At 74.7% G+C, this 22,294-nt stretch carries 20 protein-coding genes; 5 read left to right on the top strand and 15 right to left on the bottom strand.

Features of this window, described 5'->3' with window-relative positions:
* Nucleotides 1-6 precede the first annotated feature (6 nt).
* Nucleotides 7-966: a DUF389 domain-containing protein gene (locus AC07D6_RS05500; protein ID WP_479042200.1), complete on the bottom strand. Its 960-nt coding sequence runs from the start codon at nucleotides 964-966 to the stop codon at nucleotides 7-9.
* A 212-nt stretch (nucleotides 967-1,178) separates the two neighbouring features.
* On the opposite strand from AC07D6_RS05500, the gene AC07D6_RS05495 reads away from it, so the two are divergent.
* Nucleotides 1,179-1,433, top strand: coding sequence for an EF-hand domain-containing protein (locus tag AC07D6_RS05495; RefSeq protein WP_315880956.1), 255 nt, complete (start codon nucleotides 1,179-1,181; stop codon nucleotides 1,431-1,433).
* Nucleotides 1,434-1,686: 253 nt separating this feature from the next.
* A complete protein-coding gene (locus AC07D6_RS05490) occupies nucleotides 1,687-2,985 on the top strand; it encodes an MFS transporter (protein WP_479042198.1) in 1,299 nt (432 codons plus the stop codon).
* 810 nt (nucleotides 2,986-3,795) lie between these two features.
* Here the strand turns inward: AC07D6_RS05490 and AC07D6_RS05485 are convergent.
* Together AC07D6_RS05485 and AC07D6_RS05480 are read right to left on the bottom strand one after the other, a co-directional pair.
* Nucleotides 3,796-4,269 carry a hypothetical protein gene (locus AC07D6_RS05485; RefSeq protein WP_479042196.1) on the bottom strand — a complete coding sequence of 158 codons (474 nt, stop codon included), beginning with the start codon at nucleotides 4,267-4,269 and terminating at the stop codon, nucleotides 3,796-3,798.
* A 114-nt stretch (nucleotides 4,270-4,383) separates the two neighbouring features.
* Nucleotides 4,384-4,773 (bottom strand): hypothetical protein, encoded by a 390-nt coding sequence (locus AC07D6_RS05480; RefSeq protein ID WP_479042194.1) that lies wholly within the window; start codon nucleotides 4,771-4,773, stop codon nucleotides 4,384-4,386.
* Nucleotides 4,774-5,431: 658 nt separating this feature from the next.
* Here AC07D6_RS05480 and AC07D6_RS05475 point away from each other — a divergent pair.
* Nucleotides 5,432-6,019, top strand: coding sequence for a choice-of-anchor C family protein (locus tag AC07D6_RS05475; protein WP_479042192.1), 588 nt, complete (start codon nucleotides 5,432-5,434; stop codon nucleotides 6,017-6,019).
* A 589-nt stretch (nucleotides 6,020-6,608) separates the two neighbouring features.
* Here AC07D6_RS05475 and AC07D6_RS05470 read toward each other — a convergent pair.
* Together AC07D6_RS05470 and AC07D6_RS05465 are read right to left on the bottom strand one after the other, a co-directional pair.
* Entirely contained in the window at nucleotides 6,609-7,793 is a 1,185-nt protein-coding gene (locus tag AC07D6_RS05470; protein WP_479042190.1) for a GDSL-type esterase/lipase family protein, read from the bottom strand.
* Between the two features lie 86 nt (nucleotides 7,794-7,879).
* Complete coding sequence (locus AC07D6_RS05465; protein ID WP_479042188.1) at nucleotides 7,880-8,449, bottom strand: TetR/AcrR family transcriptional regulator; 570 nt, start codon at nucleotides 8,447-8,449, stop codon at nucleotides 7,880-7,882.
* 238 nt (nucleotides 8,450-8,687) lie between these two features.
* Between AC07D6_RS05465 and AC07D6_RS05460 the strand changes: the two genes are divergently transcribed.
* Complete coding sequence (locus AC07D6_RS05460; protein WP_479042185.1) at nucleotides 8,688-9,779, top strand: GNAT family N-acetyltransferase; 1,092 nt, start codon at nucleotides 8,688-8,690, stop codon at nucleotides 9,777-9,779.
* A gap of 31 nt (nucleotides 9,780-9,810) precedes the next feature.
* Nucleotides 9,811-10,404 carry a DinB family protein gene (locus tag AC07D6_RS05455; RefSeq protein ID WP_479042183.1) on the top strand — a complete coding sequence of 198 codons (594 nt, stop codon included), beginning with the start codon at nucleotides 9,811-9,813 and terminating at the stop codon, nucleotides 10,402-10,404.
* A gap of 381 nt (nucleotides 10,405-10,785) precedes the next feature.
* Here AC07D6_RS05455 and AC07D6_RS05450 read toward each other — a convergent pair whose 3' ends face one another.
* The 10 genes from AC07D6_RS05450 to AC07D6_RS05405 form a co-directional block, all read right to left on the bottom strand.
* The gene (locus AC07D6_RS05450) at nucleotides 10,786-12,069 is read right to left on the bottom strand and encodes an MFS transporter (protein ID WP_315880921.1); all 1,284 of its coding nucleotides are present in this window, start codon (nucleotides 12,067-12,069) and stop codon (nucleotides 10,786-10,788) included.
* Between the two features lie 240 nt (nucleotides 12,070-12,309).
* Nucleotides 12,310-13,464, bottom strand: coding sequence for a polysaccharide deacetylase family protein (locus AC07D6_RS05445; RefSeq protein WP_479042181.1), 1,155 nt, complete (start codon nucleotides 13,462-13,464; stop codon nucleotides 12,310-12,312).
* A gap of 2 nt (nucleotides 13,465-13,466) precedes the next feature.
* A complete protein-coding gene (locus AC07D6_RS05440; protein WP_479042179.1) occupies nucleotides 13,467-14,843 on the bottom strand; it encodes a condensation domain-containing protein in 1,377 nt (458 codons plus the stop codon).
* Between the two features lie 70 nt (nucleotides 14,844-14,913).
* Nucleotides 14,914-16,053: an acyl-CoA dehydrogenase family protein gene (locus AC07D6_RS05435; protein WP_315880918.1), complete on the bottom strand. Its 1,140-nt coding sequence runs from the start codon at nucleotides 16,051-16,053 to the stop codon at nucleotides 14,914-14,916.
* 133 nt (nucleotides 16,054-16,186) lie between these two features.
* Nucleotides 16,187-16,936 carry a class II aldolase/adducin family protein gene (locus tag AC07D6_RS05430; protein ID WP_315880917.1) on the bottom strand — a complete coding sequence of 250 codons (750 nt, stop codon included), beginning with the start codon at nucleotides 16,934-16,936 and terminating at the stop codon, nucleotides 16,187-16,189.
* Nucleotides 16,933-17,649, bottom strand: a complete 717-nt coding sequence (locus tag AC07D6_RS05425; RefSeq protein WP_479042175.1) for a dihydrodipicolinate reductase C-terminal domain-containing protein — start codon at nucleotides 17,647-17,649, stop codon at nucleotides 16,933-16,935. Before AC07D6_RS05425 ends, AC07D6_RS05430 begins: the two co-directional genes overlap by 4 nt.
* Complete coding sequence (locus AC07D6_RS05420; RefSeq protein WP_315880915.1) at nucleotides 17,642-17,905, bottom strand: phosphopantetheine-binding protein; 264 nt, start codon at nucleotides 17,903-17,905, stop codon at nucleotides 17,642-17,644. Before AC07D6_RS05420 ends, AC07D6_RS05425 begins: the two co-directional genes overlap by 8 nt.
* 28 nt (nucleotides 17,906-17,933) lie before the next feature.
* On the bottom strand, nucleotides 17,934-19,373 hold the full coding sequence (locus AC07D6_RS05415; protein WP_479042172.1) for a class I adenylate-forming enzyme family protein: 1,440 nt from the start codon (nucleotides 19,371-19,373) through the stop codon (nucleotides 17,934-17,936).
* A 5-nt stretch (nucleotides 19,374-19,378) separates the two neighbouring features.
* Nucleotides 19,379-20,812, bottom strand: coding sequence for a nitroreductase family protein (locus AC07D6_RS05410; protein WP_315880913.1), 1,434 nt, complete (start codon nucleotides 20,810-20,812; stop codon nucleotides 19,379-19,381).
* Between the two features lie 648 nt (nucleotides 20,813-21,460).
* Complete coding sequence (locus tag AC07D6_RS05405) at nucleotides 21,461-22,147, bottom strand: lysophospholipid acyltransferase family protein (protein WP_479042167.1); 687 nt, start codon at nucleotides 22,145-22,147, stop codon at nucleotides 21,461-21,463.
* Between the last annotated feature and the right edge of the window lie 147 nt (nucleotides 22,148-22,294).

Raw genomic sequence — 22,294 nt, 5'->3', positions numbered from 1 at the left:
GGCGGCTCACGCCCGGCGGCGGAACCGCTGCCGGCGGGAGGGGCGCTCCGCGCGCCGCGCCCAGAGGGCCTTCTGGACGAGCAGCGTCAGCGTGCCGGCGACGACGATGCCGAGCAGGTTCAGCAGCAGCTGCTCCGTCGACCCGCGGGTCTGGCCGAGCTCGCCGTACGACAGGGCGACCGCCGCGTTCGCCGCCGCCGGGACCGTCGTCACCGAGATCGCCACCCCGACCAGCGCGCCCGCCTTCGACGACGTCAGCGACAGCGTCCCCGCCGCGCCCGCCAGCACGGCGACGACGAAGGAGAACCAGTCCGGCGCGTAGATGAAGCCCGTGTTCGGCCGCTCGCCGTCCAGCCGTTCCACGGAGAACAACCCGACGGCGTCCATGAAGAGGCTGAACAGCACCGTGATCGCCATGGCCGCGGCGAAACCGACGAGGAGGGCCGTCAGCGACCGCCACGCCAGCCGCGGGGCGCGCCGCACCAGCGCCGTGCAGAACCCGGCGAGCGGGCCGAACTCCGGCCCGACCGCCATCGCGCCCACGATCAGGATCGCGTTGTCCAGCACCACACCGCACGCGGCGATCATCGTGGCCAGCGCCAGGAAGGCGATGTAGGTGACGGACAGCGTGGACTCCTCGTGCGTCGCTCCGGCCAGCTGTTCCCACAGCACCGCGTCCGCGCCCTCGCCCGGGGCCTCCTCCTCCGCCTCGTCGGCCCTTTTCGACAGGAGCAGGTCGACGTTCTCGACGGCGATCGCGCCGTTCTCGGCGAGGCCCCTCGCGCGCAGTTCGTCGATCAGCCCGTCGCCGACCTCGCGCGCCACGTCGAACATGACCACGTCGCCCGCGGGGTCGCGGGCGGCGCCCGGCAGCACCGCGAGGTGTGTGCAGCCGACCGTCCCCTCCACGAGCCGTACGATGTCGTCGGTCCGGTCGGCCGGCACGATGACCCGCAGATGCAGCACAGTGTCTCCTCCGTGTTTCCGTGGCGACACCCGCCGCACCCGGCGGCCGGCCCGCGCGCCACATCGTACGGGCGCGGGGGCGACGCGTTCGGGGCCGGACGGCGCCGCCGCGCCGGGCACGACTCCGGGGCAACCCCCGCGGGGCGGGACGCGTCTTCGCGGGCGAGCGGGCGGGCCGCCCACCCGCGAACGAAGGGGACGAGACCGACGTGATCAGTGACAAGGCCCGGAAGCTGTTCGAGGCGCTCGACCTCGACCACGACGGGACGCTGACCCGCGAAGAGGTGATCAAGGCCTTGCGGACGAAGGGGCCGACCCTGGCCGCGGCGGGTGATCTGCCCTTCTGGGGCGTGGGGGACGCCGAGGCGTCCTCCGCGCTGTTCGACAGCGCGGACCAGAACGGGGACGCCGTACTGACCCTGGAGGAGTTCGCGGCGGTGGTCGACCGCCGTTTCGGATGGCGCTGACCCCCGGCGGGGCGGCCCCGGGGAGCGGCCGTCCGTACTCCGCGAACCGCTCGCGGGGGGCATCGGCCGGCGCGCTTCGGCGTGACGCGGCTGCCCCGGGGTGCCGCGGAGCGCCCGGGGCGAGGGCCCCGCCACCGCTCGGACCCTCGACCGGTGACAGCCGAATCGTAAGGAGCGCAAATCGCTGCGCTCCTATACTGCGCTCCATGCGACCCCACCACGCCCCACTCCCCCGCGCCCCGTGGGCGCCGCGATGAACGAGACCTCCGGAGCCGGCACCGCGCACGGGACCGACGACCCGCCGACTGCGCCGGCCGCGCCGCGGCGACGCGTACTCGCCGACCTGACGCCGCTGCGCACCAGCCCGGACTACCGACGGCTGTGGATCGGCAACACGATCTCCTGGACCGGCCAGGGGATGACCACCCTCGCGATATCCCTCCACGTCTACGAACTGACGGGATCCAGCTTCTCCGTGGGTCTGGTCGGCCTGTTCACGCTCGTCCCGCTCGTCGCGTTCGGGCTGTACGGGGGCGCTGTGGCGGACGCGGTCGACCGCCGGCTCCTCGGCCTGGTCAGCGCGGTCGGGCTGGCCGCGCTCTCCGCGGTGCTGGCCGCCGGCGCCGTCGCCGGGTTCCACCGGGTGTGGTTCCTCTACGCGGTGGTGGCCCTGCAGGCGGTCTGCGGGGCGGTCAACTCGCCCGCCCGCAGCGCGATGATCCCCCGCCTCCTCCCGAAGGAGCAGCTCCCGGCGGCCAACGCCCTGTCGTCGATGACGACGACCTCCGGGTCCCTGATCGGCCCCATGCTGGGCGGGCTCGTCGTCGGGGCGTGGGGGTACGAGGCCGCCTACCTGATCGACGCCGTCGCCTTCGGCGCCGCCCTGTACGCGATGTGGCGGCTGCCCGCGATGCCGCCGCACCGCACCGAGGGGGCGAAGCGGCCGTCCGTCCTGGACGGGCTGCGGTTCCTGGCCACCCGGCCGAACGTGCGCATGACGTTCTACACCGACTTCTGCGCGATGGTCCTCGCCCACCCGCGGGCGCTGTTCCCGGCGATGGCCGTGCTGTCGTACGGGGGCGACGCCCGGACGACCGGCCTGCTCGTCGCCGCGCCCGCCGTCGGCGCCCTCCTCGGCGGCGTCTTCTCCGGCTGGCTGGGCCGCGTCCACCGCCACGGCCTGGCCATCGTCCTGGCCGTCGCCTCGTGGGGGGCCGCGATCGCCGTGTTCGGCCTGACCCGCCACCTCTGGCTGGGCCTGGCCTTCCTCGCCGTCGCCGGCTGCGCGGACACCGTCTCGATGGTCTTCCGCTCCACGGTGCTCCAGGCGGCCGTCCCCGACGACATGCGCGGCCGTCTGCAGGGCGTCTTCATCGTCGTGGTCGCGGGTGGCCCCCGGGCCGGCGACTTCCTGGCCGGGACGGCCGGTGACCTCTTCTCACCGTCCGCCGCCGTGGTCGCCGGGGGTGTCGCGTGCGTGGTCGCCGTGGGCTTCCTGGCCCTCGCCCGCCCCGGTTTCCTCCGCTACGACGCCCGGACCCCGCAGGCGTGACCCGCGCGGCCCCGGCCCCGCCTCCGCCGGGACGCGCGCCGCCGGGGCCGGGTCGCGCGGAGGGGTCGCGCCGCCCGCGGTGCGCGGCGAGGAGCCCGCTCCGGTGCGGGGCCGGTACACGTCCGTCGCTCATGCCACCGCCGCGCCCGCCGCGCGGGGGCGCGTGCCGGGACAGCGGTGGAGACGGCCGCGGCGCACGACCGTCCCGCCCGCCGCAGTGGACGGCCGGACGCCCCGAGCCGTTCGGCCGCTTCCCGCACCGCAGGCCGGTAACCCGCCGGCCTCGCGGGCGGGGGGCCTTCGTGAGACCGTGCCGCGCGCGGGGCGCCCGCGCCCCTACCGGGTCGGCGCGGGTGTCCGGCACCCTGCCGGCACGCGCCCGGCCTCGGGGCGGTCGTCCCCACCGCCTCCACACGACACGGTCCGCGCCGCCCTCTCCGCGTACGTCCTCGCGCGGGAAGACGCGTCTCCCCCAGCCGTGGGCTCGGCGGTCGGGGCCACGGCGACGTGGCTTCCCCGGTCGGGGCGGCCCGCGCACGGCCGCGGCCGAGCGCCTGATCGGGCGGCGGAGCGGTCGCCGGAATTTCCTCGGTACCGGGCCGCATACCCGTACCGATCGGGGGCACCAGGAGTTCGACCCGAGCTCGCGCGTCGACACCCCCCGACCGGCGCCGGGCACCCGGCCCCGCCACCCTCCTGTCCCGGTGGCGGGGCCAACCCCTTTCACGACCCCGGCCACTCCCCCCTCCGAGCCGGCGGCCGGGGCCCGGACCGTAAAACCGCGGACGCGGGAGCGCGCACCGACGCGTGTCAGCCGTAGGCACGGTGGCACAGGTCGGCGAGGGAACGGTCCACGGTGCCGCGCGCCGCCTGGCACAGGTCGCGCATCCGGACGGTCTGCCGCGGCGCGGGCCGGGGCACCGTGATCGACGGCTTCCTCCCCCGCCCGCCGCGCTCCGGTTCCCCGGCCCCGGTCCGCCGCGCCCGCCCCGGCGGGTCCGCCCGGTGGTCCTTCGGCCCGAGCCTCCGGGGCGGCGCGCCGGTCGGTGCGGCGCCCCGGCCGGTGGCCGTACGGCGCGGGGTCGCCGCGCCCGGGACCGGGTCCGTGCCGGCCAGTTCCTCACGCGGGGCGGGCGGTGTCGGGGACGCCGGTGCGGGCGGGCGGCTCCCGGCCGGTGACTTCCCCGGCACGGGCGGGGTGGGCGGGCCGCCCTGCACGGACACGCATCCGGCGAGCGCGAGCACGGTGGCCAGGACGGCGGGCACGAGCCGGTGCGTTCGCATGGGGCCACAGTGCCCGCGCGCCGGGCCCCCGGGGGGCAAAACGCCCCCTCGGCCACCGTGACGGGTGAGGGCGAACGGCCGGTGACTGACGGGTGGGCGAACGGCGGTGCGCCGTCAGCAGCGGCGCAGACCGTGCGCCGAGGGGTCGGCGTCGAAGGAGGAGGACGTGTGGACCGCGGCGGCCGGGACGAAGCCCGAGGCGCCGTGGTCGTCGCCCGTGGTCTTGTACCAGGTGCGGTTGCCGCCCGCGTGCAGCGAACCCGTGGTCCAGCAGTTGAACCAGCTGTACGTGGTGCGCAGGGTGTCGACCTGCCAGCTGTCCGTGGTGTGGGGGTAGTTGCGGATCGAGGTGGGGGCGTTGTTGCCGCACCACAGGACGCCGTTGGACCGCACGCCGCATATCTGGATCACCGACGCTTCCGCCGTGGCGGGCACGGCCACGGCGGTGAGAGCGGCGAGAGCGGTCGCGGCGGTGCAGGTGGCGAGGGCTCGGCGCAGGGACAACGGTGACTCCCGTGGTGTGAGGGGGCGGTGTTTCGGTAGCGGGGACGCGGGTGGACGGCTGGTGGTTCCGGCGCCGGTACGCGGAGGGGGAACGGCCCCGGCGGACGCGGCGGGAACACGCCTGCCGGTGGCGGCGACGACCGCCCGCGCACGAGGCTTCGGCGGAATGCCGGACCCGCCCCTGTACCGACGGCGCCGGGTCCCGGGGGCGCACCGGGGCGGGAGGGCGGGCGGTGAGCGGCACGTACGACGAGTTCAGGACGGCCGCCGAGCGGTGGGACCGCGTCCAGCCGCTCTTCGAGGCCGAGGAACGAGGCCGGCGCGTCGGGCGGGCCGTGGCCCCGTGGGGCGCCTTCGCCACGCCTCCGCCTCGGGAGGGGAAGCCCCGAGCGATCCGTCACGCGACCGCTGAGGCGTGTCGGAAGGGCGAGTTCGAGGGTCGGCACCCGCGTCCCGATCGCGCCATCCCGTCGTGACGGGTGCGCACGCCGGTGTGCGCACTGATCCACCGGCTCGCGCCGGAACGCCCCGGCGCCCGCGCACCACGAGGTCCGACGACCGCCTCCGCACGCCGGGGCGCGGCCCTTCTCCTCCCTCCCGTCCAGGCAGGAGCCTTGGCCATGCTCCACCGGAACGTCACCACTCCCAGGAGGTACTCATGGTGGTTTCGCGCTCCTTCGCCACTGTTGCCCTGGCCGGGTTACTCACGGCCGGAACGGCCATGGCACTGGCCTCTCCGGCCTCGGCAGCGAGCCGGTTCGACGACGGCAGCTTCGAATACCCGACCGCCCCGGCGAACTCGTTCACGACGCTCTCCGGCGGCCAGTCCATCGGACCGTGGAGGGTCACCAGCGGGGCGGTGGACCTCATCGGTGCCGGGTTCTGGCAGGCCGCCGAAGGGGACCAGTCCGTCGACCTCAACGCCACACGGCCCGGAACGGTGTCGCAGACCTTCACGACGACCGCGGGGAAGGAGTACACCGTCACCTACTCGCTGGCCGCGAACCCGGAGGGCGGCCCTGCGGTGAAGACGGGCCGGGTCCTGGTCGACGGGCAGAACTTCCAGGACTTCTCGTTCGACTCCACGGGCAAGACGCGCGCCGCCATGGGCTACGTGACCCGGCAGGTGACGTTCGTGGCCAACGGGCCGACGACGACGCTCGGGTTCACCAGCACGGTGCCGGGCGCGTACGGCCCGGTCGTCGACGACGTACGGGTCGACACGTGCTGCGCGTGCTGTTGCTAGGCGAGGCGGTCGCCGGGGCCCTCACGGCCCGGTGACGACGCTCCCACGCGAACGCCGGAGGCCGTGCCGGTCGGAGACGTCCGACCGGCACGGCCTCCGGGCCGTCCGGCGCCCGCGGCGCGGTCGCGCCACGGGATCCCGCCACCGGTCCGGCGTCCCGGCCTGCCCGCGCCGGGTGCCCGCGGCCGGGGGCCGCTTCACCGACGCCCCGGCGCAGGACGCCGGCGTCCCCACAGGGCTCCCGCGCGCGGAAGCGCGGTCGCCGCGGGCAGGAGCGGCGGGCCCACGGCTGCGGCGGGGGATGCCTGCGGGGAAAGGACGGCTCCGTGCCCCGGGTGGGGGCCACGACGCCCCTCCCGTGCCGTAGGCGGCCGGGCGGGTGCCGCTGCCGGGGCGGACGCCCACCTCCCCCGGCGCCGGGGCCGTCATGCGGTCCGACGGCGGCCCGGTCGTGCACGACGCGGCGGTACGGCGCGGTGGAGCAGCGGCACCACGCTCCGGCCCCGGGTCCGCGCCGGTGGACCGCCCGGCGTACGGGACGGGCGCCGTCCCGTCTCGCCGGGCTCGGGGCGGAGGGCGGGGCCCGGTCTCAGGCGCTGCGGTGGGCGAAGGCGCCGCCGTCGGCGAAGACCAGCCCGGCGAAGCGTTCACCGACGCGGCGGTGGGTGGCGGCGTCCGGGTGGAGCCCGTCGGGCAGCGGGAGCTCCGCGAAGTCCGCCTCTCCGTAGAGGGCGCGGCCGTCGAGGTGGTGCAGGTTCGGGTCCCGGGCCGCCCGCTGCTCCACGATGCGGGCCAGCTCGTCCCGGATGACGCCCAGGGTGAGTTTCCCGCTCGCGCGTTCCGCCGGGTCGCCCATGGCGCGGAACCGCAACCGCCCGGTGCTCAGGCTGCTGAAGTCGGGGGCGCTGGGGCCGGGGGTGTCCTCGTGGAGGGGGCACAGGAGGGGCGAGACGACCAGCAGCGGCGTGGTCGGGTGGCCTTCGCGGATGGTGTCGAGGAAGCCGTGGACCGCGGGGGTGAAGGCGCGCAGGCGCATCAGGTCGGTGTTGACCAGGTTGATGCCGATCTTGACGCTGATCAGGTCGGCGGGTGTGTCGCGGAGCACGCGGGCGGTGAACGGGTCGAGCAGGGCGCTGCCGCCCAGGCCCAGGTTGACCAGTTCCACGCCTCCGAGGGAGGCGGCGAGCGCGGGCCAGGTGGTGGTGGGGGTCGCGGCGTCGGAGCCCTGGCTGATCGAACTCCCGTGGTGCAGCCACACCCTGCGGCCGCTGTCCGGCGCGGGTTCGACGGGCGCGTCGGTGCGCAGGGCGACGAGTTCGGTGGTCTCGTCGTGCGGCAGCCAGATCTCGACGTCCTTCGTGCCGTCGGGCAGGCCGGTGAAGCGGAGGGTGCCGGGCTGCCCGGGCCGGTGCTCGACGGTCCCGGTGGTCATGTCGATGGTCAGGGTGTCGCCGCCCTCCACGCTGGCCCGGCCGGCCGGGCGGCCGTCGACGAGCAGCTCGTACACGCCGTCCGGGCGGGGCGGGGCGCCCACGTAGACCCGTTTGGTGGGTACTGCGTCCAGCTCGACGGCGGTGGCCCCGGTGCGGAAGGCCAGGCGTACGCCGGAGGGCTGGGCCTCGGCCATGGCCAGTTGGCCGTCGGCGCACTGGGCGCGGGCCCAGGCGGGCAGGCGGTGCGGCAGCACACCGCGCTCGGTGCGTTCCACTTCGAGGGCGCCCCGCAGGAGGTCCGCGGTGACGGGGGTGGTGATCCGGTCGTCCTGGGTGTGCATGGTCTCCACCTGTCGGTGACGTGTGCGGTGCGTTCGGCTGGGCCGGTACGCGGGCGGGCGCGCCCCGGGTCCGGGAGCGGCCCCGGTCATGCCGCGGGCCAGTTCCGCAGCAGCGCGTCGAGGGCGTCGATGATCCTCGGCCAGGTCTCCTGCGGGTCGGGGGCGCTGTGGCTGAACCCTCCTGCCGCCTCCAGGCTGACGTAGCCGTGGAAGACACTGCCCAGCAGCCGGACCGCGTGCGTCTGGTCCGGCTCCGCCAGGTCGTAGCCGCGCAGGATGGCCCGGGTCATCCGCGCGTGCCTGCCGCCCGCGCTGACGGCGGCCACCGCCGGGTCGAGGCGCATCTGGGCGGCGGCGTAGCGGCCGGGGTGCTCCCGGGCGTAGTCGCGGTAGACGTTCGCGAAGGCGGCCAAGGCGTCCTTGCCGGCCCGCCCGGCCAGCGCCGCGGCGCCCCGGTCGGCGAGTTCCTCCAGGGCGAGCAGGGCGATCCTGGTCTTGAGGTCCTGGGAGTTCTTCACGTGCGAGTACAGGCTCGCGACCTTGACGTCGAACCGCCTGGCGATCGCCGAGACGGTCACCTGGTCGAAGCCGACCTCGTCGGCCAGCTCCGCGCCCGCCTGCGCCAGGCGTTCCGCGGTCAGTCCCGCGCGGACCATTTCCTTCCCTTCCTTCGGCCGGATGCATCAGCCATTAACCTCTTACCTAATATCTTTAGGTAAGCTACCACATCCTGTAGGCGAGGGGCGTCCGACGCCGGGTGGGGTGCGGCACGGCCGGGCCCGCCCCCGGTGGCGAGCACGGCTGTGCCAGGGGCGTTCGGGGGCGTGGGCGGGCCCCGCTCCGCGTCTGCAAAACCCTTGGTGCCTTCGGGAACGGGACCCTAGGGTCGTCCCCATGACGATCATGGGCCCACACGACATCGACGAGGCGGTCACCGCCACCGCCTCCGCGCTCCGCGACGTGACGGGCCGGGACTGGTCCGTTCCGGCGGCCGGGCTGGAGTGGAGCTGCTTCGACACCGCCGTCCACATCGCGAGCGACTTCGTGGGCTACGCCACCCAACTGACGGGCCGCGCGACCGACGGGTACGCCCCCTTCGACATCGTCGCCGGACCGGGCGCCACCCCCGAGGGCCTGGTCCGCGTCCTGGAGGCCACCGGCGGGCTGCTCTCCGCCGCCGTCCTCAGGACGCCCCCCGACGTGCGCGCCTGGCACCCGTACGGCGACGCGGGCGGCGACGGCTTCGCGGCCATGGGCGTCGTCGAGGCGCTGGTGCACACCCGGGACATCCTCGACGCCCTCGGCGCGCACGGCTGGCAGCCGCCCGGGCACCTGTGCGCCCGGGTGCTGGAGCGGCTCTTCCCGCAGGCCCCGCGCGGAGGCGACCCCTGGAGAACGCTGCTGTGGGCCACCGGCCGCGGTGAACTCGACGGTCTGCCCCGCCCGGGGGCCTGGCGCTGGTACGCCGACCCGATCCGCTCCGAGCGGCTCGTCCTGTGCGAGGTGTCCCCCGTGGTCGCGGCCGATCTGCACGGCGGCGGCAGCGGCGGCTTCGCCTGGGCCGAGGGGGGCCCGGAGGAGGGCACGCGGTTCGCCGGGGGCCTGGTGGTGCGGGCGCGCGAGGCCGGCACGTACCGGCCGGGTTGGGGCACGTACGCCATCGTCCGCGCCTCCGACCGGCGCGCCGTGGGCGGCATCGGCTTCCACGCCGCCCCGGACGCCGACGGCGAGGCCGAGATCGGCTACGACATCGTGGAGTCCGCGCGCGGCCACGGCTACGCCACGGAGGCGCTGCGCGCCCTGGTCGACTGGGCCTTCACCCACCCGGAGGCGAAGGTACTGCGCGCCACCGTCGACCACGGCAACGCCCCCTCGCACGCCGTCGTCACCCGGGCCGGGTTCACACCGGCCGGTTCCACCGACGACAGCGTCCGCTACGTCCTGCCCCGGCGCCCGATCACGGGGGAGCAGGGCGAAATCCGGTGACCGAAGACCACGCGGGCAGCAGGATGGCCCCATGACCACATCGGATCCCAAGACCGATCTCCGCTTCTCCCTGCAGTCCGCCCGCGACGCCCTGCTGTGGAAGCTCGAAGGGCTCTCGGAGTACGACGTCCGCCGCCCGCTGACGCCGACCGGCACCAACCTCCTGGGCCTGGTGAAGCACGTGGCCGGCGTGGAACTGGGCTACCTCGGCGACACCTTCGGCCGGCCGTCCGGCGAGCCGCTGCCCTGGCTCGAAGACGGTGCCGAGCCCAACGCGGACATGTGGGCCACCGCCGAGGAGTCACGCGAGTTCGTCGTGGGCCTCTACCGCCGGGCGTGGGCGCACTCGGACGCGACGATCGACGCGCTGGCGCTGGACACGACCGGCAGGGTGCCGTGGTGGCCGAGCGGCAGGGACGAGGTGACGCTGCATCACGCCGTGACGCGGGTGATCGCCGACACGCACCGGCACGCCGGTCACGCCGACATCCTCCGGGAGCTCATGGACGGCGCCGTCGGGATGAACGAGGGCAACGACAGCATGGCGCCGGTCGACCCGGCGTGGTGGGAGGACCAGCGGAACCGGCTGGAGCGGGTGGCTCGGGAAGCCGGCCGGGACGTGTGAGTCACGGCGGCCCCGGTGCCGCGGGCGCAGCGGCCGGGGCGCCGGGACGGCCGGAGCGGCGGAAGCATCCCCCGCGGTCACCCGCGCCGCGCCGGTCCCCGTTCCGCGTCGGCGGTTCCCACCGCCCCGGTGGGGCCGGCTGCGCGCCCGGGGGCGCGGGCGACGGGGGCGGCCCCGGCCCGTCCCCGACTCCCTGCCGCGAGGACGGCGCGCCCGCCGGTTCGGCCGTGCGCGTCCGCGGCCGGACCGGGCCCGGTCCTCACCCGGTCCTGACGGGGCCGCCCGTGACCTTCCGGGCGCCGCACCACGCTGGACCCGCACCGCGTCCGGGCCCGCGCACCGCCGGTCGGGGTCGGTGTCGGCGCCCCTCCGCCGCACCGCTCAGGCGCGGTTCGGCACCCGGCCCAGGGTGCGGATCGGGCGGGCGGCCAGCAGGGCGGCGGCGGTGAAGAGGGCGAACACGACGCCCACCAGGAGCACCTGATCGGTACCGAACGCCCCGGCGGCCGGACCGGCCAGCGCGCTGCCGACCGGGAACATGCCCACGGAGCCGGCGACCTCGTAGGCGTGGACGCGGTTGAGCATCTCGCCCGGCACCTGGGTCTGCACGCTGGTGGCCCACATGACGCCCCAGAAGGTGATGCCGACCCCGACCGCGACCTGGGCGACGGCGAGCAGCCAGACCGGCCAGTCGAGCACGATGCCGAGCGGGTAGAGCGGGTAGGCCAGCATCGCCACGGCCCCGGCGGCGAGCGGCCGCTCGGGCTTGTAGCGCAGGGCCAGCAGACCACCGGCCACGGTGCCCGCGCCGAACGCGCAGTTGAGCAGGCCGAAGGCGGTGGCTCCGTGCTCGGGCACGATCACCCCGGCGGTGATCGACAACTGCGGCCCCCAGGAGAACACGGCGAAGAACATCCAGATCACCATCACGCCCCAGAGCCAGCTGCGGCTGCGGACCTCCTGCCACCCGACCACCAGGTTGCGCCACAGGCTCTCACCGGCCGGCGGCGCGGGCACCACCCCCAGCCGGAGCGCGAGCAGACAGGCCGCACTGGTCCCGTAGGCGACGGCGGAGATCACCATCACCCAACCGGTGGCGCCGAGTCCGACCAGCACACCGGCCAGCGCGGGGCCGCCCAGCGCGGTGAGCGCCTCGGAGATGCGCAGCACCCCGTTGGCGCCCTGCACGTCCCGGGCCACCAGCGGGACGGTCGAGGAGGCGCCCGGCTGGAACATCGCGTTGGCGACACCGGCCACCACCAACAGCGCGTACAGGTGCCAGAGGTGGTCGATGCCCTGGAGGAAGAGGAAGGCGAGCAGCACGTGGGCGGTGAGGTTGGCCAGGTCCGCGGCGATCATCAGCCGGCGGGCGGTGAAGCGGTCCGCGAGCACCCCGCCGAACAGCACCAGCCCGGCGAACGGGCCCACCAGGAAGGCCATCGCGTTCCCCGCCGTGCTCAGGCCGTACCCGGCGCTGAGCAACCCGGCCGAGACCGCGACGGGCAGCATGGCCCAGCCGAGCAGGCCCGCGCTGCGGGCGGTGAAGTAGTACTGGAAGTTGCGGGACCAGATCGCCGGTTGTCCGGTCGGCGGCGCCTCGCCGGGCCGGTCCTGGATCTGCGAAGACGCCACCGCCGCCGTGTGGTCTGCCGAGCGTTCTTTCATGACTTTTCCATACTCCAGCGGTAGGTCGTGATCTTCGTGGTCGAGTGGCCGCTCGCCGTCGGCGCCGGGTGGCGCGGGCGCGGTGGCCGTCCGGTCCGTGAGCTGCGGGCCGCGGGCCGTGGTGAAGCGGTCGCGGTCCGCGGCTCGCGGTCCGCGACGCGCATCGGGACGACCGGTTGCCTCCCCCGCCCCGCCGAGGGCCGCCCCGCGCCCGGCGGGAACGCCGGACGGCTCGGCGTCTCACCCCGCGCCGCGCGGCGGGTCGTCGCCGGTCCGCCGGAACGCCTCGGGGGCGGCAGCCGGTTCGAGGCGGGGGTCGAAGCCGTCCGGCGGACTCGCCGCCGACCGTCCGCCGGTCCCGGCCCGGGCGGGCGACGCGATCAGTTCTCCCACGGTGACCGGTTCCAGGCCGCGTCCGAGCAGGCCCTCGATGATCGACGGAAGGGCCCGCACGGTCTGGCCGCGATCGCCGGCGCCCTCGTGCATCAGCACCACCGACCCCGGTCCGGCGGCCTCCAGGACGGTCGCGGCGATCCGCTCCGGCCCCGGCCTGGCCCAGTCGCGGGAGTCCACGTCCCACAGCGTCAGGGTCGCCGGATGCCCCTCCAGCGCGGCCAGCACCTCCGGGCTCAGCGCGCCGTACGGCGGGCGGAACCGTGTCGGGGCCTCGCCGGTCACCCGGGCCACCGCCTCCGCCGTCCGGTCGATCTGCTCGCGCAGTTCGTCCGGTGTCAGGTCGGGCAGGAAGGGGTGCGACCAGGAGTGGTTGCCGAGTTCGTGGCCGGCCGCGGCGATCCGGCGCACCTCGTCGGGCAGCGCCGCGACGTGGTGGCCGACGCAGAAGAAGGTCGCCCGGACGCCGTAGCGGTCCAGGATCTCCAGGATCCGGCGGGTCTGCACCGGGTCGGGGCCGTCGTCGAAGGTCAGCGCGACCCGCGGCGTGTCCCGGCGGCCGTGCTCGAAGCAGCGTCCGGCCGCCGTCAGCGCGGCCTGCATCGGCTCGCTGCGCCGCACGCCTTCGAAGTACTCGTCGGCGCGGCCGGTCAGGCTGCCCCCCTCGGCGGTCACCCGGGCCAGGGCGCCGGGCGCGCTGCGGGCCTGCTCCGCCAGTCGGCCGGCCGGGACGGAACCGAACCGCGGCCGGGGCGGCAGCAGCCAGGGGTCGGCGCGGTAGACCTCCAGGCCCGCCGCCGTCATCGGCCCGTCGAGCAGGCCGTTGGTGCTGTCGATCACCACGGCCAGCGGTTCCTCCTCGCCCAGGTCCCGCAGCCGGGCGATGAGTTCGGCGACCTGGGCGGCGCCCCACCTGCTCGGCTCCGCCACCCGGCGCCCCGCGCCGTCGAGGACCTCGACCTGATAGCCCGTGCCCGTCCAGGCGATTCCCGCGTACCGCATGGTCATCCGTCCCCCAGGGCGATCGCCTCGGCGACCACCGATTCCTCGACTCCGCGCAGGAAGCGCTCCATCCCCTCGCGGGTGAGGACTGCCGGGTCGGCGGTCATGGCGAGTTCCAGGGCGCCCGGGGCGGTCAGCACGTCCACCGCCACGGAGACGTTCGCACGGGGCAGGAACTCCGTCGGCCAGCTCAGTTCGGTCCGGCCGACCAGCTCGCCCAGCGCGGCCCGCGGCCGCTCGACCGCGTCGAACGGCCCGTCGGCCGGGTCCCGGGTGTCGTTCCACCAGCACGAGTGGTCGGCCGCCTCGCCGCGTTCGACCAGCCGCGCCACCTCCCGGTCCAGCGCCCACTTGTCGTACCCGGCGTGGCGGAACGCGCTGAACGAGACGGACCGCGTCCGCCGTACCGCGTCCTCGAAGTCCTTGTCCGCGTCCGTGAGGAGGAACACGGCCTCCTGCGCCATCGTGCTGACCGACTCGGCGGCGGCCGGCTGGAAGCGGTTGCTCACCACCACCTGGAACAGGACGTCGCTGCTCCCGGACATCTTGGCCAGTTGGTGGGAGGCCGCCCCCAGCAGCACCGCGGCGTCGCTCACCGCCAGCGCCGCCGCCACCCGTTCGACGGCGACCGCCAGCGCGGGCGAGCGCAGCAGCGCGTTGGGGAACAGCCGGCCCGGATCGGTCACCGCGAGTTCCGGCGCCGCGGGGTCCAGGAAGATCCGCCGGGGGCCGGCGGTGAGCCGCTCGCACCAGTAGCGCCGGGCGGCCTCGTCCCGGCGGCGGCCGAGCGGCGACGCCTGGAGCGCCGCGGCCTCCAGGGGCTGGAGGGCGGGGCGCTCCAGGAGCAGCGACTCGGCGGACCGCCCCGATTCGATCAACCGCAGGTCGCGGAGCATCCGGCCCTCCCCCCACAGGTCCATCGCGGTGTGCGACGCCGCCAGCACCAGCCGGTGGACCAGCCCCTCGCACTCCACGAGGCCGACCCTGAACGGCCACTCCCGCGCGTGGTCGAAGGGGCGCCCCGCCAGTTCCTCCATCAGGGCCTCGCCGACCGCCGGGGCCGTTGCCGCGGAGCACTCCCGGACCTCCACCGGAAGTTCGCCGGTCCCGTCCACGACCTGCTCCAGCCCGTCCTCGCCGTCCGGCAGGAGCCTGGTGTGCAGGCTGTCGTGCATCCGGAGCAGCTCCGCCAGGTCCGCGAGCACGCGGGAGGCGGGGCGGGGCGGGGCGAGGGGGAGGTCGAGCCGCAGGTTGTACCTGGGGGCGTCGTCGCCGAGCCGGGTGACGACGCCCCAGATCGCCCGCTGCCCCCAGGTGGCCGGGCCCGTCCCGGCCCTCGCGGAGTCCAGTCTGATGGTCCGCTCCTCGACCGTGGTCATCTGTTCCACACCTTCCCTTCGGTTGCCGCGTACGGCACCTGCTGACATCGGGCTGGACGCGCCGGGGCGGCTAGTCCAGGCCCTGCGAGATGACCATGCGCTGGATCTGGTTGGTGCCCTCGACGATCTGCAGCAGCTTGGCCTCGCGCATCCAGCGCTCCACGGGATGGTCGGAGACGTAACCGGCGCCGCCGAGGACCTGCACCGCGTCGGTGGTCACCTTCATCGCCATGTCGGTGGCGAACAGCTTCGCCTTCGCCGCCTCCAGGGAGTACGGCAGGCCGGCGTCCTTCAGGCGGGCGGCGGCCAGGGTGAGCGCCCGTGCCGCGGCGATCTGCGTGGCCATGTCGGCGAGCATGAAGCCGACGCCCTGGAAGGAGATGATCCGCTGCCCGAACTGGCGGCGTTCCTTCGCGTACCGCACGGCGTAGTCGGCGGCGGCCTGGGCGATGCCGACCGCGCAGGCCGCGATGCCCAGCCGGCCGCAGTCCAGTGCGCCCATCGCGATCAGGAAGCCCTTGCCCTCGCGGCCGATCAGCCGCCCGGCCGGCACCCGGACGTCGTCGAAGACGACCTGGGCGGTGGGGTTGGACCAGACGCCGAGCTTCCGCTCCGGCTCGTGCACCACCATGCCCGGCGTGCCGCCGGGGACCACCAGGCAGGACAGCCCCCGGGCCCCCGGCCCGCCGGTGCGGCTGAACACGTTGTAGAAGTCCGCGTGACCGGCGTGGGTGACCCAGGACTTGGTGCCCGTGATGCGGTAGCCGTCGCCCTCCCGCACCGCCCGGGTGGTGAGCGAGGCCGCGTCTGAACCGGCCTCCGCCTCGGACAGGCAGTACGCGCCCAGCAGTTCGCCGCTCAGCATGCCGGGCAGCAGCTCCTCGCGCTGGGCCGGGGTGCCGTAGGTGGCGGTGCCGAAGCAGGCGAGGTTGTGCACGTTGACCGCCTCGGCCACCGCGAACCAGTGGTAGGCGATCTCCTCCAGCGCCTGGAGGTAGACCTCGTACGGCTGTCCGCCACCGCCGTACTCCTCGGGGTACGGCAGGCTCAGCAGCCCGGCCTTGCCCAGGGTGCGCACGACCTCCCGGGGGAACTCGTGGGCCGCTTCGAACTCGGCGACGCGGGGCGCGAGTTCGCCGGCCGCGATCTCCCGGACCAGGCCGAGCAGGTCGGCCGCCTCCTCCGTGGGCAGGATGCGCTGGACCTTCATGGGACGACCTCCGTGGGTGTCGGGTGTGGTGAGTGGAGCAGGCGTCGCCCGCCCTCGTCCCGCGAGGGCGCGGCGGCCCGCCTGCTCCGTGGTGACGGGTCCTCCACCGGTGGAGACCGTTCGGGTGGTGCGGTCAGCCACGGCCCCAGTCGGTGGTCTCCGGCCAGTGCCGGCCGACCCGGCGGACGGCGTAGTCCCAGTACGAGCGGACGGAGAGGTCGGCGTAGATGAAGTCCTGCTTGGCGGCCACGTCCTGCTCGGTGGACCAGGCGTACGGAACGCCGGTGCCCTCGGCGGTCAACTGGAGGCGGCAGGCCCGTTCCAACACCTGGGCGAAGACGGAGGCGTGCCGCACGCTCTTGCCGACGATCACGCCGCCGTGGTTGCGCAGCAGGACGGCCGGGTGCTCGCCGAGGTCCTTGGCGATGTGCTCGCCGGTTCCGATGTCCAGGACGGTGTTGCTGGTCTCGGTGAACAGGCCGATCCGGTCGCGGAAGTAGGCGCCGTCGTGCGAGATCGGGCGCATCGGCAGGTCGGTGGCACCGAACAGCAGGGTGTACGGGGCGTGGCTGTGGACGATGCCGTTGACGTCCGGGCGGGCCCGGTAGATGGCCTGGTGCAGCGGCAGTTCCGGCGGCGCCAGCGGCGGCGCGGGCAGGGTGTGGTCCACCGAGCAGCGGACCACGTCCGCCGGGGTGGCCTCGTCGAAGCCGACCAACGCCCCCTTGATGAAGAACTCGTCCCGGCCGGGCATCCGGGCGGAGATCTGCCCCTGGTTGAAGTCGTCGTGCCCGTCGAGGGAGAGCATCCGGGCGCCGATCGCCACCTGGAGGACGAGCCGACGTTCGGCCGGGTTCAGCGGCTGCGGTTCATCGGTGGTCATGCCGTGCTCCTAGCTGTCAGGTCGTCGTAGACGGTGCGCATGGTGACCAGGCCGGGGGATGCGGCGCGGGCCCATTCGGCGGCGGCCAGCGCGCCCCGGGCCGGCACCGTCCAACTGCCGACGTGGTGCCGCACGTGCAACGACTCGCCGTCCCAGGTGTGGGTCACCTCGTGTTCGCTGACCGGCAGCCCGGCGCGCTCGTCGGCGATGTCGGCCACGGCCCGGCCGCTCGCTCCGGCCCAGGTGTCCGCCAGCGCCAGCGCGGTGGCGCTCGGCCGGTGCGCCTTGCCGAGCGGGTGCCGCTCCCGGACGGTGGTGGTCGGGCCGTACCGGCCCGTGGTGAGGGCGGCGGTGAACTCGGTGACACGGACCTGGAGGTAGTGGGCGAAGGAGAGGTTGGTGGCCCGGACCACCGGTACCGCTCCGGCCAGTTCCTCCAGCGCCTTCCACTGGGTGTCCGTCAGGTTGGAGACGCAGGCGACGAGCGGTACCCGGTGGGCGGCGCAGTAGGCGAGGACTTCGGTGTGCGCCTCGGGTGCGCTGGCGTCGACGAGCACCTCGGGCACCGCCTCGACGGACCAGCCGTCGCGGCGGGAGGCGGTGAGGGTGACCCTCGTGCCGTTGGCCCGGCAGACCGACCGCAGTGCCGAGCCGAGCCGCCCGAGGCCGACGATCCCGATCGTGGGACCGTCGCTCACGGGTGTCTCAGGCATCGGCGCCTGTTCCGCTGGCGATCACCAGGGCCGTGACGGAATCGATGGTCTCGTAGTGCTCGATGGCGGCCTCCGGGTCCAGGTAGACACCGATCTCGTTCTCGATGCTGTCGATCAGGCGCATGTAGGAGAGCGAGGTGTAGCCGACGTCGCGCAGCGAGTAGTTGGCACCGGCGAGTTCGGCGGCGGTGACGCTGCCGTCCCCCGCCGCGATGGCGAGGTCGAGGATCTTGGTACGGAGCGCGCTGCTGTCCATGGGTGATTCCTGTGTCTCGAAGGGGGATTCAGTTGTCCTGGGGGGCGCTGAGCATGCGCCGCAGGTGTTCGACGGACGGCTTGCCGATCGAGTTCGCCGGTATGCGGTCCACCAGGCGGAGGATTCCGGGCACCTTGAACGAAGGGAGCGTCGCCGCGCAGTGCGTGCGCAGGGTCTGCGCGGTCACGCCGGGTTCGACGGCGACGACGGCGGCCAGGGCCGGTTCGCCGTGCTGGTTCTCGGCCTCGAAGGCCACCGCGTCCAGCACCCCGGAGGCCGCGCGCAGCACTTCGGCGATCTCGATCGGGTCGATCTTGCGCCCGCCCACGTTGACCAGCCGGCTCGTCCGCCCGGTCAGGTGGAGCGTGCCGTCGAGCAGGCGGCCCTGGTCGCCGGTGTGGTAGTAGCCCTCGTCGTCGACGCGCTCCTCGAACACGCCGGGGGCGTTGAGGTAGCGCGAGCCCATCGACTCGCTCCTGACCCGGATGCCCTGCTCCTCCGCGAGCAGGCGCACACCGGGCAGGGGGGCTCCGAGCCCGCTGCCGGTCCCGTCGGCGGCGTACGTCAGCGGTCCGGCCTCGGCGACCCCGTAGTAGTTGTGGATCGGTACGCCGGTGAGCCGGGTGAACTCCTCGCGCACGGTGTCGCGCAGCGGGGCGCCGGAGGAGATCGCGGTCCGGACGGTGGCGAAGCCTTCCTTCGGGGAGCGCCGCACGATCGACTCGTACAGCGCCGGGAACGCCACCAGCCGCGTGGCGGCGGTGCTCTCCAGGAGCCGCACGACCCGGGAGGCGGTGGGCAGGCCGTGCGACAGGTGCAGCGAGGCGCCCGGCAGGAAGGCCGCCAGCAGCGAGGTGTTGAAGGCCAGGCCGTTGGAGAGCGCGGCGAAACAGGCGATCCGGTCCTCGGCCGCGAGGCCGGTGCCCTTCACCCAGTTGGCGGCCGCCGCGGACACGGCCGCGCCGGAGAACTCGATGCAGTTGGGCCGGCCGGTGGAGCCGGACGTGAAACGGCACACCTCGGTGTCGTCCAGCAGCCGCGGGCGGGGGGTGTCGTACCGGCGCACCCGGCTGACCGCGAGGGCGCCGAACTCTCCGTCGTCCGTGAGGGTCTCGTCCACGACGGCCCGGACATCGGCGTCCGGGGCGTGGATCAGCAGGTCCAGCCCGCAGTCCTCGGCGATCCGGGAGAGGTCGAACGGGCCGAAGGCCGAGTCGGCCAGGAAGGGCACCGCGCCGGCGAACAGCGTCGCCAGGTAACCGACCACGTAGTCGACGGAGTTGGTGGCGTACAGGCCCACCCGCAGCCGCTCGCTGCGCACGTCGCACCGGGCGAGCCTGTCCGCCGCGGCACGGGCCCGGTCGGCGAGTTCGGCGTATCCGAGCGAACCGTCGGCGTCGGTGACCGCGACGCGATCGCCGTGGCGGGCGAGGACGTCGGTGAGGAGGTCGGGAAGGACGGGGGGCATCGGGCTCACCGCTCGTTCTGGGCGTGCGCCATGGCAAGCCGGTCGAACTTGACGCCCGAGTCGTCCGGGTGGCCGAGCAGCAGGGCGTACAGGATCTCGTCGTCCTCCGGCAGCCCCGCCAGCGTGCGCCACAGCGGCGTGTCGAAGCCGCCGATGGCGGTCACCCCGACCGCCGCGCGGTTCGCGCCCAGGTAGAGCAGCTGCCCCAGGGCACCGCAGCGGAAGGCGAGTTCGCGCAGGTTCTCGGCGTCGGCGGCCGAGCCGGCCCCGGCGAGCGAGGTGCGCGGCACGTGCAGCAGCAGGATGGCGGCGGCCCCGGCGAGGGCGCGCTGCTGCATGCAGGCACGGGCCACCTCGTCGGTGGACGGCAGCCGTCCCGGCTGCCGCTCACCGGTGCCCAGCCGGTACACCGCGTCCTGCTCGGGTTCCGTCGTCGACCGCAGGACCAGGGTCGCGGACAGCGGCGAGGCGTCGGGAAGGTCGGTCTCCCACGGCGTCGACAGGGCCGAGACCGCCTGCCAGACGGCGGCGGCGGAGACGGGTTCGCCCGTGAACGCCTTGCTGGAGACCCGCGTCCCGATCAGTTCCGGCCAGGTGGACGGGGCACCCAGACCGCTTTGCCCGGCGGGCAGTGGCCGGCCGGTGCGGATGCGGGCGAGCGGTGCGGGCGCGCCCTGGGGGGCGGGGGGGCCGAAGTGCCCGGGCCACGCGGCGAGGGAGTCCCAGCAGGTGCTCTCCAGCCACGACCGCCAGGTGGGTCCGCGCAGCTCCCGATCGGTGTCGTCGTGCACGGTCCAGCGGGTCCACGCCTCGTCGGCCGGGCCGGCCGGCACCAGGGTCGCGGAGTGGATCTCCCGGCAGTTCTCGCCCGCCTCCAGCAGTTCCGAGAGGGACTCCCTCGGGAAGCGGAGCCGTAGCGCCCCCGTGGCGCCACGGCCGGCCGCGGCCAGTACGAGGTTCCCGGCCGCGTGCCCCGCGTCGAGCTGCGTGTACAGGTACCCGCGGTCGCCGTACTTGCGCATCGAGAGCCAGGGGCGGGTGAGCGTGACCACCAGCGCTCCGCCGTCTTCCGGGACGGCCAGCGTGGACGCGTCCAGCGCGGCGGTGACGCGGGACCCGGCGGCCAGCCGGGCACAGGTACGGCGGTCGGCGTCGATCCGGAAGGCCGTCGGCACGCCGTCCTCCATGACGAGGACGGCGAACTCGTACGGGTACACGGCTCCGGCCGACGGCACCGCCCGCGCCACGTACGAGCCGCAGGAGCGGTTGGCGCGGCTGGTCAGTACGCCTTCCTCCAGCAGGGACAGGGCACGACGCAGGCCGGGGGCGGCCACGGGCTCGGCGGGCGGCTCGGGAGACGCTGCCGGCAGGGCCACCCGGGCCCACAGGTCGACGGCGTGGCCCGAGGAATCGCGCTCGGGCGCGTATGCGACTGACACGGGTTTTTGTGTGATCAGTTTTCCTTGCACGTCTGACGCTAACCTCCTATTCTCCGGCAGTCCACGGGATATTCATGAGGCAGGCGGTGCCCTCCGCGCCGATTTCGCGGGCCTCATGCACCATGGAGGAATGCGAGGGGCATAGCATTTACAGTCGCAGCGATCCTCTTGCAGGATGCGCTGCCACCTTTGAGCAGGACTGATGCTTTCTCGGGTCACGAGACGGGCGAGGTGGCCACTTGACATCCACATTGCTGCGCCGATCACGGCGAGCGCTTCCCTTTTCGGCCCCCTGTCTCAGAATGTGGCACGTATCCGATTGAGCTCCCCGCATCGCGGGAATGCATGATCGGTTACGGTCTTCGCCAGCATGCCAAGCACCTCGGGCATTGGTCAAGACCAATGAAACAAAGCTGTTTAATAAATCCCAACCAACTGAGTGAATGCTGTAAATCGGACACCAAAGCGGAATGGCTGATTCTGAACGGTGGGCCGGTGAGTGCGAGGCCGGGGACGGCGCCGGGCACCGGGAAGGGGCATGAGGGAGCGGCGGACACGGCGGCCCCGCCGGTCTCGGAGCCCAAAAGTCCCGTGGCCCGCAGGCGCCCCGCTCGCCCCGCTCCGGGACGGCCGGCGGGCCCGGCCCGATCAGGCGCGGTACGCGCGGACCGCCTCGGGGCCCTGGGGCCGGGGCCCGTCGAGAAGGGTGGCCGCCGTGCGCCAGGCGGCCGTCACCGCCGCGTGCGCCCGGGCGGTGCCCGTGGCGCGGTCGCCGGTCAGCGTCAGCGGGGCGCCCACGTGGACGTGCAGGGCGGGGCGGCGGAGCGGGGCGCTGAGGACGCCCACCAGTTGCCCGGCCGGGGTGCCGGAGGCGACCCGGCGGGCTCCCGCCTGACCCACGGGGACGACCGGCGCGCCGGTGCGTTCGGCCAGGCGGGACAGGCCGCTGCGGAAGGGGCCGGGTGCGGCCTCGGCGGTGCCCCCGTGCGCGGGAATCCCCCCTTCGGCGTAGATGAGGACGAGCCGTCCCCGGCGGAGGGCGGCCTCCGCCAGGTCGAGGGCGTGTGCGGCGCGGCGGTCGCCCCGGTGCACGGGGATGTGGCCCTCGCGGGTGAGTGCGCGGCCGAGCACGGGGACCCTCCACAGCCCCGCGGTCGCCATGACGACCGGCCGGGCGCCGAGGCGGCGCAGCGCGGCGAGCACGATGGCGGGGTCGGCGAGCGAGGTGTGGTTGGCGGCGAGGATGCTGCCCGGTGCGAGGTCCGCGTCGTGGTCGGCGGTCACCGAGAGGCGGCCGAAGGCAGGGACCAGGGCGTGGGCGAGGCGGCTGAGCATGCGGGTCTCCCGGTTGCGGCGGTGTCGGCCGTCATCGTCGCCGGCCGGGCGGCGGCGGGGACTGAGCACCCGTACTCAATTCGAGCAGACGTGCGCACCCGGGCAGGGGCCTCTCCCCCACGGGGGCGGATGCCCTCCGGCACGGGC

The organism is Streptomyces sp. NPDC045287 (genome assembly GCF_056432325.1).
This window is presented reverse-complemented; position numbering and strand designations above follow the sequence as displayed.